Source organism: Planococcus chinensis (assembly GCF_020071995.1).
Taxonomy (GTDB): domain Bacteria; phylum Bacillota; class Bacilli; order Bacillales_A; family Planococcaceae; genus Planococcus; species Planococcus chinensis_A.
Genome location: NZ_JABWTK010000009.1, coordinates 12,804 through 24,824, shown reverse-complemented (window position 1 = coordinate 24,824; position 12,021 = coordinate 12,804). Strand labels below are relative to the sequence as shown.

General features: G+C 47.9%; 12 protein-coding genes. 5 read left to right on the top strand and 7 right to left on the bottom strand.

Annotated features, from left to right (window positions below; all coding sequences use genetic code 11):
• Window positions 1–276 precede the first annotated feature (276 nt).
• The gene (gene rsgA, locus HU147_RS14585; protein ID WP_224076916.1) at window positions 277–1,332 is read left to right on the top strand and encodes a ribosome small subunit-dependent GTPase A; all 1,056 of its coding nucleotides are present in this window, start codon (window positions 277–279) and stop codon (window positions 1,330–1,332) included.
• Window positions 1,333–1,388: 56 nt separating this feature from the next.
• Here the strand turns inward: rsgA and HU147_RS14580 are convergent, their stop codons facing one another.
• The 4 genes from HU147_RS14580 to HU147_RS14565 all read right to left on the bottom strand — a co-directional run bounded on the left by HU147_RS14580 (window position 1,389) and on the right by HU147_RS14565 (window position 6,576).
• Window positions 1,389–2,021 carry a response regulator gene (locus tag HU147_RS14580; protein WP_224076915.1) on the bottom strand — a complete coding sequence of 211 codons (633 nt, stop codon included), beginning with the start codon at window positions 2,019–2,021 and terminating at the stop codon, window positions 1,389–1,391.
• A gap of 16 nt (window positions 2,022–2,037) precedes the next feature.
• On the bottom strand, window positions 2,038–3,153 hold the full coding sequence (locus tag HU147_RS14575) for a GAF domain-containing sensor histidine kinase (protein ID WP_224076914.1): 1,116 nt from the start codon (window positions 3,151–3,153) through the stop codon (window positions 2,038–2,040).
• A 100-nt stretch (window positions 3,154–3,253) separates the two neighbouring features.
• Complete coding sequence (locus HU147_RS14570) at window positions 3,254–4,954, bottom strand: phospho-sugar mutase (RefSeq protein WP_224076913.1); 1,701 nt, start codon at window positions 4,952–4,954, stop codon at window positions 3,254–3,256.
• Between the two features lie 77 nt (window positions 4,955–5,031).
• A complete protein-coding gene (locus HU147_RS14565; protein ID WP_224076912.1) occupies window positions 5,032–6,576 on the bottom strand; it encodes a GNAT family N-acetyltransferase in 1,545 nt (514 codons plus the stop codon).
• Window positions 6,577–6,707: 131 nt separating this feature from the next.
• Here HU147_RS14565 and HU147_RS14560 point away from each other — a divergent pair, with 131 nt between their 5' ends.
• From HU147_RS14560 to HU147_RS14550, 3 genes are read left to right on the top strand one after another with little or no spacing between them, the layout of a single operon-like run.
• Window positions 6,708–7,133, top strand: coding sequence for a disulfide formation protein C (locus HU147_RS14560; RefSeq protein WP_224076911.1), 426 nt, complete (start codon window positions 6,708–6,710; stop codon window positions 7,131–7,133).
• Window position 7,134: 1 nt separating this feature from the next.
• Entirely contained in the window at window positions 7,135–7,605 is a 471-nt protein-coding gene (locus tag HU147_RS14555; protein WP_224076910.1) for a thioredoxin family protein, read from the top strand.
• Between the two features lie 54 nt (window positions 7,606–7,659).
• Entirely contained in the window at window positions 7,660–8,505 is an 846-nt protein-coding gene (locus HU147_RS14550) for an RluA family pseudouridine synthase (protein WP_224076909.1), read from the top strand.
• Window positions 8,506–8,558: 53 nt separating this feature from the next.
• Here HU147_RS14550 and HU147_RS14545 read toward each other — a convergent pair whose 3' ends face one another.
• Window positions 8,559–9,389, bottom strand: coding sequence for an aldo/keto reductase (locus tag HU147_RS14545; RefSeq protein WP_224077011.1), 831 nt, complete (start codon window positions 9,387–9,389; stop codon window positions 8,559–8,561).
• Between the two features lie 154 nt (window positions 9,390–9,543).
• Here HU147_RS14545 and HU147_RS14540 point away from each other — a divergent pair, with 154 nt between their 5' ends.
• A complete protein-coding gene (locus tag HU147_RS14540; RefSeq protein WP_224076908.1) occupies window positions 9,544–10,845 on the top strand; it encodes an NCS2 family permease in 1,302 nt (433 codons plus the stop codon).
• Between the two features lie 31 nt (window positions 10,846–10,876).
• On the opposite strand, the gene HU147_RS14535 is transcribed toward HU147_RS14540, so the two are convergent.
• Window positions 10,877–11,185, bottom strand: a complete 309-nt coding sequence (locus HU147_RS14535; RefSeq protein WP_224077010.1) for a hypothetical protein — start codon at window positions 11,183–11,185, stop codon at window positions 10,877–10,879.
• 354 nt (window positions 11,186–11,539) lie between these two features.
• Window positions 11,540–12,013 carry a tRNA (uridine(34)/cytosine(34)/5-carboxymethylaminomethyluridine(34)-2'-O)-methyltransferase TrmL gene (trmL, locus tag HU147_RS14530; RefSeq protein ID WP_036807855.1) on the bottom strand — a complete coding sequence of 158 codons (474 nt, stop codon included), beginning with the start codon at window positions 12,011–12,013 and terminating at the stop codon, window positions 11,540–11,542.
• Window positions 12,014–12,021: the final 8 nt, after the last annotated feature.

The following is a 12,021-nucleotide window of genomic DNA, read 5'->3' as shown; positions in this document are numbered from 1 at the left end:
TATCGAAACTAACAAGAATCCTGAATGATTGGATAAATTTCTATTTTCGGACAAAAAACCCTTGACCCTTCTTTGGGTCTGCAGTATCTTTAGAGTAACTTGAAGAAAGAGGTGAGGCATTATGGCTATTTTATTTTTGAATACGCAAATCCAATCCATAATGTCCCGCTCTGTGTATCGCTGACGATACGCTTCTTCCATTATGCCCGGGAACCATGGATTGCGATTTGCGCGCATCCATGGTTTTTTATTTTGCATAATTAGGAGGAACTTACATTGAATTTAATTGAACAATACGGCTGGAATACAGCTTGGCAAGAAAAAATCGGCGCAGCCGGCATACCGGGGCGCATCACTTTGGAACATAAAAATATCTACCGTGTCGTGACAGACAGCGGCGAATGGCTGAGTACACTTTCCGGCAAATACCGGCATGAGCATTTGCACAGTGAGTTCCCTGCGGTCGGCGACTGGGTCATGGTCGAACAGATGCCCGGTGAAGAAAAAGGGATCATCCACCAGGTGCTTCCCCGCTCTTCCCAATTTTCACGAAAAGCAGCGGGCGATACTTCCGAAATCCAATTGATCGCGGTTAATGTCGACTACGTCTTTCTCGTCATGTCGCTGAACCACGATTTTAACGTCCGGCGTCTGGAACGTTACTTGATCGCCGCTTGGGATTCAGGAGCCAATCCGGTGATTGTGCTGACGAAAAGCGACCAATGCGAAGATTTGGAGCCTTTTCTGCAGGAAGTCGAATCGGTTGCTTTCGGCTTGCCGGTATACCCGGTATCGAGCGTTACCGGTGAAGGCATTGAGAACTTGCAGAACCTGCTTACGCCGAATAAGACCGGAGCACTTCTCGGTTCATCCGGCGTCGGGAAATCATCGCTCATCAATGCGTTGTCCGGCAGTCAACTGATGGGTGTGCAGGACATCCGGGAAGACGACAGCAAAGGCCGCCATACAACTACGCACCGGGAGCTGGTCCGGTTGCCTGGCGGCGGCTTGTTGATCGACACACCGGGCATGCGCGAATTCCAGCTCGGCGATTACGAAGAAGGCATCGAAAGCGGCTTTTCCGACGTCGAACAACTTGCCGATGAATGCCGGTTCCGGGATTGCCGTCACGGCAACGAACCAGGCTGCCGTGTCCAGGAAGCGCTTTTGACAGGCGAATTGCAGGCGGACCGTTACAGAAGTTATTTGAAACTGAAACGTGAACTGGCGCATATGGAACGAAAAAGCGATGCGGCTGCCCAAAAAGCAGAGCGCAGCAAATGGAAGCAAATCACGAAAGATTCCAGAAAACGGCCGGTCAAGAAACGATAAAAGAACTAATAAAAGCAGGCGCCTACGAATTTTTGTAGGTGCCTGCTTTTTGGTTTTCAAGCTTCAGTCAAGCCGTGCTTGACCGCATAAAGTGCTGCTTGCGTACGGTCTTGCACTTCCAGCTTGGTAAAAATATTGGAAATATGCGTCTTCACCGTTTTTTCGGTGACAAATAAAGCCGAGGCAATTTCACGGTTGCTTTTGCCTTTTGTCAGCTCCGCCAATACTTCCTTCTCGCGCGGAGTTAAGAGATTCACTGTGTGCGGCGCCGGTTCAGCCGGCCCTTTCAACAATTCCGAATTCGCTTTCGGATGCACGGTATTTTCGCCGCGCATCAAACTCCGGAGCGATGCCACGAGTTCATCCGGTTCAATGTCTTTTAATTGGTAGCCGGCTGCCCCCGCTTCCATCGCTGGCACCACATGGTCGCGGTCCGAGAAACTGGTCAGCATCAAGACGATGATTTCCGGATATAGTTCTTTGATTTCGCGGGTCGCTTCAATGCCATCCATGACCGGCATCACCAAATCCATCAAGACGATATCCGGCCGTAGTTTACCGGCCATTTCCACCGCTTCTTTGCCGTTTACCGCTTCTCCGACAACTTCAATGTCTTTTTGCGTCTTCAGAAAAAACAGCAAGCCGCGCCGAACCACATGATGATCGTCGGCAATCAGTACTTTCACCATGCCTATCACTCCTTATTTAATACGGTATTCGAACAAGAATTTCCGTTCCTTTTCCGATTTCACTCGACCAGTCGACAGTTCCGCCTTCTGCCTGCGCCCGTTCCCGCATGCTCTGGATGCCGATGGACGGTATGTAGAGCCGTTCGTCCAGCAAAAATCCCCGGCCTTCGTCTTTGATGACCAAAAGGACATCCGAAGAAGTGACCGACATGAACAACTCGACTTTGTTGACACCTGCATGCTTCCGGATGTTATTCAAGGCTTCCTGGGCAATACGGAACAGTGTTTCTTCGGCGCGTGAAGGCAATTGAATGACGCCTGTCACTTTCACTTCCGTCGTCAAACCGAGCATTTCGGCGTAGCCCTTGATGGCTTCCAGCAACCCGCTCTCCAGCCCTTTCGGCCGCAGCTGCCAAATAAGCGCACGCATTTCATTCAACGCTTCCTGGGTTAAATGCTGGATGTCCCGGAATGTTTCTTGTACTTCCGGATCTGCAGACATTTCACTGCCGCCTCTTGCGGTAAGCGTAACTGAAAACAGCAGCTGATTGACCGAATCATGCAAGTCCCGCGCCAAACGGTTGCGTTCTTTTACAAGCGCCAGTTCCTGTTCCTGTTTGGTCAACACAATGCGTTTGATTGCCGAACCGATTTGAAACGCCACGGATTCGAGCAGCGCCAATTCATCTGTTGAAAACCCCGTTCTTTCCGGGGCGGCTATATTCAACAAACCGAATTTCTCTGTACCCGATTGCAGCGGAACCGTCGCATGATGGGTGATGCCTCCGGAATCCCCTGCTTTTGTCGGCCGGGCATTTTCAATCCGCTGGCAGGCAATGATATTGGATGCTTTTTTCAAATCGCCGTCGTGATACCGTTTGACGCACCAGCAGCCGCCCTTTTGGAGATGCCGGCAGCCGTTCGCTTTTAAAGCTTCCGGCAAATTCGCATGGGCGACTAATTTATGCTTGCCTTTTTCGTCGATGAAAAAGATCCAGGCGGTTTCAAAATTGGAGCCGTTCAACAATTTCCAGATGGCCCCTTCCAGCATCCGGTCCATATCTGTTTCCTCATTCAGCAATTCCGCAATTTCCTTCAACAAAATCACGTTGGAATGTTCATCCAATACCATTTATGTTCCTCCCATCACCATTAGTTCTACTTTACACGTTTTTATTCGGCTTTTGCCTCGTCCTTTTGAATGAAAAAGCTCCCTCTAAAGGGAGCTTTTGTCATCTTCTGTTCATTTCATCCAGGAACGATTCTTTGATCAGTTCCAGTTTCTCGTCGCTTTCCTGTTCCGTATCGGCGAAGACCCCGAAATAATATTTCACTTTCGGCTCCGTGCCGCTCGGGCGCAGGCACACCCACGACCCATCTTTCAGGAAATACTTGATGACGTTCGCTTGCGGCAATTCGATTTTTTCATCGGTATTCATGTCCACAAACACCCGTTTTTGCGTTTCATAATCTTCAATCGAAACGACCGGGATGCCAGCAATCGCTTTGAGCGGTTCCTCGCGCATACCCGCAAGCAAGCTTTGGATTTCACGTGCACCATCCACGCCTTTTTTCGTCACCGAAACAAGCGCTTCCCGGTACCAGCCAAAACGGCCGTATAAATCGACGAGCACATCATGCAAGCTTTGGCCTTGCGTTTTGTAATAAGCAGCGGCTTCTACGAGCAGCAACACGGCCTGCACAGCATCTTTGTCCCGTGCAAAATCACGGATCAAGTAGCCGTAGCTTTCTTCATAGCCGAATAAAAACTCGAATTCTTTCTTGGCATCGTTTTCTTTCAATTTTTCGCCGATGAATTTAAAGCCGGTCAATACATCGACACAGTCAACACCGTACGAATCAGCAATGACGCGCCCAAATTCAGAAGTCACAATCGTTTTGAAAATGCGGCCATTACCAGGAAGCGTTCCTTTTTTCTGCTTTTGGCGCAGCACATACTCAATCAGAATCGCGCCGGTTTGGTTGCCGGACAGCAGTTCATAATGGCTGCCGCTCCAAACCGCAATGCCGACACGGTCGCCGTCGGGATCCACCGCAATCAGCAGGTCTGCTCCATTTTCTTTGCCATAAACCTGGGCCATTTCAAAAGCCGATGCTTCTTCAGGATTCGGCGATTTGACTGTCGGAAACTCACCGTCCGGTTCCATTTGTTCTTGGACGTAGGTGATGCCGTCATAGCCTGCTGTTTCCAGCAGCCGTTTGACCGTAGCGCCCGAAGCGCCGTGAAGCGGTGTAAATACAGCAGAAATCGGGGAAGCCGATTGCTCCTGCACCGTCAAAGCGTTCGTAATATACGCCTGGTCCATTTTTTCATCGATTTTAACCAACAAGCTTTCTTCGTACTGATTGTTGACGATATTCAGTTCATCTTCCACCCGGCTGACATAGTCGATCACGCGGTCCGCATCTTCCAGATTCAACTGGGCGCCGTCTTCGCCGTAAACTTTATAGCCGTTGTATTCCGGCGGGTTGTGGCTTGCTGTAATGACAATCCCCATGAAAGCATTCAAATAACGCACACTGAACGACAATTGCGGAGTCGTCCGGGGTCCGCTGTACAAATACGTGTGGATGCCGTTTGCCGCAAAGGTGCGGGCAGCTTCAAGCGCAAACTCCGGGGACATGCGACGGCTATCGTAAGCAATCACCATGCCGCGGGCCATAGCTTCTTCACCGTTTTCTTTAATATAGTCGGCAATACCTTGTGAAGCTTTGCGGACTGTGTAGACATTCATGCGGTTTGTGCCCGGTCCGATTTCCCCGCGCATTCCGCCTGTACCAAACACCAAATCTTGATAAAATGCGTCTTCCGCCAACTTCTCGTCTTCTTGAAGCAGAATCAAACTCTGTTTTGTGTTTTCATCGAGATTGTCATGTTCCAACCATCGTTTGATACGTTCTTTCCATGTCATATACATCCCTCCATATCACTTAGTTTACCAAAAAAATCAAATAAAAACCGCTTCCTTTTATAGAAGCGGCCTGTAAATCAATCTTTTTTGTAATTGATGCTGTATACGTCATGGCGGCGGTCTTTCAGCTGCTTGACGGTACCGTTTTGACGCTGGCGCCGTAGGATTTCAAGATCGACATCCCCGATCAGCACCATTTCCAGGTTGGCATTGGTTTCACCCACAATGCCGTCACGGGCAAATTCAAAATCAGATGGCGCAAAAATGCCGGACTGGGCGTATTGGATGTCCATGTTTTCCGTTTGCGGCAAGTTGCCGACAGTTCCGGAAATAACCGTGTAAATCTGGTTTTCCACTGCACGCGCCTGTGCACAGTAACGCACGCGAAGATAGCCTTGGCGGTCTTCGGTACAGAATGGAGAGAAGATGATGTTCGCACCCATATCGGTCGCAATGCGCGCCAGTTCCGGGAATTCGATATCGTAGCAGATCTGGATGGCGATTTTCCCGCAATCCGTATCAAATACGCGTACCGAATCCCCTGCTGAAATCCCCCACCATTTCCGTTCGTTCGGTGTGATGTGGATTTTGTACTGCTTGTCGATCGAGCCATCGCGGCGGAACAAATACGCAATGTTGTAGATTTCGTCGTCTTCTTCTTTTACAAAATGCGATCCGCCGATAATGTTGACATTGTAGCGCACGGCAAGATCTGTAAACAACTCAATATACTGCGGCGTGTATTCCGTCAACTTGCGGACTGCCTGGCTCGGAGATGGCTCATTCAAAAATGACATCAACTGAGTCGTGAAAATTTCAGGGAATACCACAAAATCGGAATGGGCGTCTGACGCTACATCCACAAAGTATTCCACTTGGTTCGCGAGATCATCAAACGATTCGATTGCGCGCATCAAATATTGGACCACACAGATCCGCACCGGCAAGCTAGTTTTGAAATGGCGTTTGGAAACCGGTTTGTAGTCGACGTTATTCCATTCCATTAACGTAGCATACTTGCCGGATGCCAAATCATCCTGCAAGTAATTCGGATTGATGCGCATCAATTGGAAGCCGTTCATCAATTGGAATGTCAGAACGGGATCGTAAATTTTGTGGCGCGACACTGCATCCACATATTCTCTTGGCGACATCTCATCCGCATGTTTATGGTAATTCGGAATGCGCCCGCCAAGAATGATCGATTTCAAGTTCAGCTCGCGCGCCAGTTCTTTTCTCGCTTCGTACAGGCGCTGCCCTACTTGCATCCGGCGATAATCCGGGTGCACCATTACTTCAATCCCGTACATATTATAGCCGTCGGGGTTGTGGTTGGTGATGTAGCCTCCGTCGGTCACATCGTCCCACGTATGGCGGTCATCATACTCATCAAAGTTGATTAATAAACTCGAACACGAACCGATGACTTTGCCGTCCAGTTCAGCGACAAGCTGGCCTTGCGGGAAAACACCTAAGTGGCTGCGTAATTGTTCTTCTTTCCAAGGATCCATCCCTGGAAAACACAGGCGCTGCATTTCCAGGATGGCATCAATATCAGAATAAGTCATCTCACGGATAACCATGCTTTTTTCAAAATCGGACAAATCGAATTGTTCTGGCACTGCAGACACTCCTTCACAAAAGTTTCAAACTTTATTATATAGGATAGCGGCCCAAGATAATATTAATTTACTTGCCTATCGATAAGAATTATACTTTTAAGGAAGTAAATTTTGAAATGAGGTACCTGCCAATGTCGAAGCGCCAAGAGAATATTTTGCTTTCCATGTGGGGAGTGGCCCTTGTTGCCACTATGGGTTCACTGTATTTTTCTGAAATCCGGGGATATGAACCATGCGAATTATGCTGGATTCAGCGGATATTCATGTACCCGCTCGTAATCATCATCGGAATCGCCTATGTTCAGAAAAATGTTAAAATCGCACTAACCACACTGGTCTTCTCAGTGATTGGCGGATGCATCTCGCTCTACCATTACGGCATCCAAAAACTGGACTTCTTGTCCGATTCTGCTCCGGCATGCGGACGTGTGCCTTGTACAGGGCAGTACATCAATTATCTCGGATTTATCACCATTCCATTTTTAGCACTGACTGCTTTTGTTTTGATCGCAGGCATGAGCATCTATCTGTGGAAGTCTTTGAAGGAGGAAAAGTAAAATGAAGAAAATGATCATTATTGGTGCAGCCGTTGTATTGATTTTTGGCCTGATCATCTTTTTGACCAATCAATCGAACAACAGCAAGCTTGCCAATAACCCATACGATACTGAAGATTTAAACCAGGCAACGATCGACCAGCTTGATGATGAGAATTACCAGAACATCGTCCTGCCGGATGAACTGGATGAAAAAATTGCCAGCGGCGAACCGACGACCGTTTATTTCTTCAGCCCGACTTGCCCGCATTGCCAGGCAACTACACCTGTCTTGATGCCGGTCGCTGACGATATGGGTGTAGACGTTCTGCAATACAATCTGTTAGAGTATGAACAAGGATGGCAGCAGTATTTCATCGAAGCGACACCAACACTCATCCATTACGAAAATGGCGAAGAAGTGGCGCGCTGGGTTGGCTCACAGCCGAAAGAAAACATTGAAGAATTCTTCAACCAAGTAGTTTTAAAATAATAGACATGGGGCCATGTGCTGTGCGCATGGCCCTTTTATATGGAGGAATTAGAAATGACATGGAGTTATGTAATACAGGACGACGGCATGACCGTTGAAGAACTGCTGAGAAAAGAATGGGGCCTTGGCAAAAAAGTGGTCCATGAAATGCGGATGGCGAAAAGCGTCAAGAATGATAAGTTTCAGGAAGTGATCTGGAAAGAGCCATTGGCAAAAGGAACGGTGCTGCATTTTGACTTGCCGCCTGCCGGCTCGCCTTATGAACCGAATCACGGCATCGAACTGCCGATTCTTTTTGAAGACGATCATTTCATCATTGCCCGAAAACCGAAAGGCATGGCAACGCATCCGAATGAAGTCGGCCAAAATGATACGTTCATCAATGCCATACTCGGCCATATTATCCGCAGCGGCGGCACATACGGCGAACACGTGCACCGCCTGGACCAAGGGACGTCCGGCCTTCTTATGGTCGCCAAGCATCCGGTTGCCAAAAATGTTCTGGACCGCATGCTCGAGCAGAAGCAATTGGTGCGGGATTACGAAGCTGTCGTCAAAGGTAAAGTCCACAACAAATCCGGCACGATTGACTTCCCGCTTGGACGTGACCGCCATCATGCGACGCGCCGACGCGTCTCCCCATCCGGCCAAAGCGCCGTGACCCATTACAAAGTGCTGAAGCAGATGGAAGGCAAATCTTTGCTTCACCTCACATTGGAAACCGGCCGGACGCATCAGATCCGCGCCCACTTGTCCCATATCGGCCATCCGATTATTGGAGACGAGCTTTACGACGGCCCGCTCACTCAAGACGGGTCTTACCACCTTCATGCATTTCGCATGTCGTTTATCCATCCGTTCACCCATGAAAAAATCGTGGTTGAAGATAAAGAACGTTAAGTAAAACGGAAAACCCCACAAAAAAACCGCCAATCATTTGGCGGTTTTTCTTTTTATACTGTAATTTTGTCAGGATGCGTTCCTGAACGCCAGTCTTGATTCAATCCATCAATCATCTTCATTTCTTCAGCGGATAAAGTAAAGTCGAAGACATCGGCATTTTCCGCAATGCGCGACGGCGTTACAGATTTCGGTATGACAATCAGATCGCTTTGCAGGTGCCAGCGGATTACCACTTGGGCAATGGACTTGCCATGGGCTTCTCCGATTTTTGCAAGGACTGGATCTTCCAGCAGACGGCCGCGTGCCAACGGTGACCAGGATGTCACTGCAATGTCATTTGTTGCACAGAATTCACGCAGCGGTTCCTGTGTCAGCTGCGGATGCAATTCAATCTGGTTGACCATCGGCTTCGTATTTGCTTTTGCCAGGATTTTTTCCAGGTGATGCTGCTGATGATTGGACACACCGATCGAACGTACCAGCTTTTCATCATAGAGGCGCTGAATCGCCCGGTATGTTTCTTCATACGTATCCGGAATCGCCCAATGGGTCAAATACAGGTCAAGGTAATCAAAGCCGAGGCGCTTCAGAGACGCTTCAAAAGCGCGCAGCGTATTGTCATAGCCTTGATCCGTATTCCATACTTTTGAAGTGATGAACAATTCTTCCCGCTTCACGCGTGAAGAGCGTACAGCCTCTCCCACTTCGTTTTCATTTTGATAGACCGCCGCCGTATCGATAGCGCGGTATCCTGCATTGATAGCCGCAAGCATCGCTTCGACAGCCGCTTCTTTGTCGGTCATCTTGTAGACCCCAAGGCCAAAGCGCGGCATCTCAACGCCGTTATGTAAAGTTTTTGTTGAATTGATCGTGAAATCCATTTTCATCATCCTTTCTTTTCCTATTGTACAAATAAGCTGAAGAAATTTCGACTGCCTTGCCTGTTTTTATAAAAATCGCTTGCTTTCTTGAGCAAAAGCGAATAATATAGTTAACGTTGTTTAAAATGTTCGTGTTTTAGGAGGAGTAACACCCATGTTTCAGTTAAAAGAAAACGGCACTACTGTAAAAACAGAAATTCTTGCCGGCATGACAACTTTTTTGACGATGGCTTATGTCGTAATTGTGAATCCCGTCATTTTAAGTGCAGCTGGCGTCCCTTTTGACCAAGTCTTTATGGCCACCATCATCGCTGCTGCAATCGGCACCCTATGGATGGCGCTGTTTGCCAATTACCCGATTGCTATTGCACCCGGCATGGGGTTGAATGCTTATTTCACTTCGTTGGTTCTTGGTTCGAACGGAGCCATTGATTATGTTACCGCTTTTTCAGCTGTGTTTATTGCCGGCTTGATTTTTGTCCTTTTGTCTTTGACGCGTCTGCGCAAAATTTTAATCCAGGCAATTCCGGAAAACTTAAAACACGCCATCACTGCCGGAATCGGTTTGTTTATCGCCTTTATCGGCCTTCGGCTCAGCAACTTAATAGTAGCCAATGAAGCCAACTTAGTCGGCCTTGGCGACTTGACTTCGCCTCCCGTTGTCCTGACTCTGGTTGGTTTAGTGGTCACTTTGATTTTTATGTCTTTGAATATCCACGGCGGCATTTTTTACGGCATGATCGTAACCGGCATTATTGCACTGATTACCGGCCAATTGAAATTCGAAGGGGCGCTGCTCCAGCTGCCTTCTCTTCCTGAAGGCATCCTTGTCTGGAACCCTCTTGAAGCGGTTCAGCTGGTCATCGAATATGGATTATACGGTGTGGTCTTTTCTTTCCTGCTGGTTACGCTCTTTGATACGACCGGCACCATGGTCGGCGTTGCGAAACAAGCGGGTCTCATGAAGAATAATGACATGCCGCGCATGCGTCAGGCCTTGCTCGCTGATTCTTTCGCAGCGACAGCCGGTGCAATGGTCGGAACAAGTCCAACGACTGCCTATGTCGAATCGACAGCTGGCGTAGCCGCTGGCGGGCGGACAGGATTAACTTCTCTGACAGTTGCCATCCTGTTTATCATTGCCGCTTTTTTTGGGCCTTTCGTTTCTGCCCTCTCCAATGTGGCAGCCATCACGGCTCCTGCGCTTATCATTGTCGGCAGTCTGATGATCGGCTCTGTTAAACAGATTGAGTGGGAGAAATTCGACGAAGCCTTCCCGGCATTCCTTGTCGTTCTGATGATGCCGCTGACTTCCAGCATCGCGACCGGCATTGCTCTTGGCTTTATCACTTACCCGTTAATGAAAATCTTTATTGGCAAAGCCAAAACGGTCCACCCGATTCTTTATGTATTTGCGGTCTTGTTCACCATCCAAATCATCATTGCGCCGCATTAAATAGAAAAAAACCGCCATTTGGCGGTTTTTTTTATATTCTAGCTCGTGATCCAAATCCGGATACCATAGCGGAGACGATCAACACGAAAGCAGTCAATAAGTGAAGCGCCCAACCGATTAATGGAATCCATGCTAAGACGCTGGTAATAATTCCGAGAATTGATCCGCTTTTTGGCGAGTATTCACGGAAACAGAAGAACAGGGTGATTGCATGCAGCACAAACATTACACCAAGTGCTGTATAGCCCGTCGATATGACAAAACTCCCGCCTATAAACGGAATAGCCAAAGCAGCTTCTGCCAGACCGGTAATCCATAATAAAGCGACTGAAATTTTCATTTTCATCCTTTTCACCTCTTTGAACCTTATTTACCTATTATACGAATGATATCCGTGGAGGTTTCATTTTTATCAACATTAAGAAAAACTTACGACAGGCGTGTTGAAATTTGTACAGAAAATCTCCACATTTCACTTCGCCGTTCTGTTTCATTTTTCCCGTGATTACGATATACTAAACACAGTTGCAAATTTCAAGGAGGTCATTACGTATGAACTTAATCCTAATCCTAGGAATCTGTGTAGCGTTCTTGTTAGCTATCTTCACTGCTGGCTACGATGACAAACCAGGTACTTTTGAAAAGAAATAATGCAAAAGGACAGCCATTGGCTGTCCTTTTTTCATGCCCGCAATTAAGTTAAATCCGGGAAATCCTGCTGGCGCAGGGCCTCGTACATCAGAATCGCTGCTGTGTTGGAGAGATTCAAGGAACGGATATGCTCGTTCATCGGAATGCGCAGGCAATGGTCCAGGTTTTGTTCAATCAATTCCTTCGGCAATCCTTTCGTTTCCTGGCCGAAAACGAAGAAATGATCTTTTTCCCGGTCCGAGAAATCGAATGTTGAATAGGTTTTTGTGCCGAATTTCGTGATGTAATAGAACTCGCCTTCTTTGTACCGGTCGAACAGTTCCTGCAAAGAGTCATAATAGCTCAAGTCGACATGCTCCCAGTAGTCCAGTCCGGCACGCTTCAACATTTTGTCATCTGTTGAAAAGCCAAGCGGACGGATCAAATGGAGCTTCACTCCTGTCCCTGCACATGAACGTGCAATATTTCCTGTATTTGCTGGAATCAGCGGTTGGTACAAAACAATGTGTATAGCCAAATCTTTCA

Coding starts and splice junctions, on each gene's coding strand:
- HU147_RS14580 (WP_224076915.1), bottom strand. CDS start 2,021: ATGGTGAAAGTACTGATTGCCGACGATCATCATGTGGTTCGGCGCGGC.
- HU147_RS14575 (WP_224076914.1), bottom strand. CDS start 3,153: ATGGTATTGGATGAACATTCCAACGTGATTTTGTTGAAGGAAATTGCG.
- HU147_RS14570 (WP_224076913.1), bottom strand. CDS start 4,954: ATGACATGGAAAGAACGTATCAAACGATGGTTGGAACATGACAATCTC.
- HU147_RS14560 (WP_224076911.1), top strand. CDS start 6,708: ATGTCGAAGCGCCAAGAGAATATTTTGCTTTCCATGTGGGGAGTGGCC.
- HU147_RS14555 (WP_224076910.1), top strand. CDS start 7,135: ATGAAGAAAATGATCATTATTGGTGCAGCCGTTGTATTGATTTTTGGC.
- HU147_RS14550 (WP_224076909.1), top strand. CDS start 7,660: ATGACATGGAGTTATGTAATACAGGACGACGGCATGACCGTTGAAGAA.
- HU147_RS14545 (WP_224077011.1), bottom strand. CDS start 9,389: ATGGATTTCACGATCAATTCAACAAAAACTTTACATAACGGCGTTGAG.
- HU147_RS14540 (WP_224076908.1), top strand. CDS start 9,544: ATGTTTCAGTTAAAAGAAAACGGCACTACTGTAAAAACAGAAATTCTT.
- HU147_RS14535 (WP_224077010.1), bottom strand. CDS start 11,185: ATGAAAATTTCAGTCGCTTTATTATGGATTACCGGTCTGGCAGAAGCT.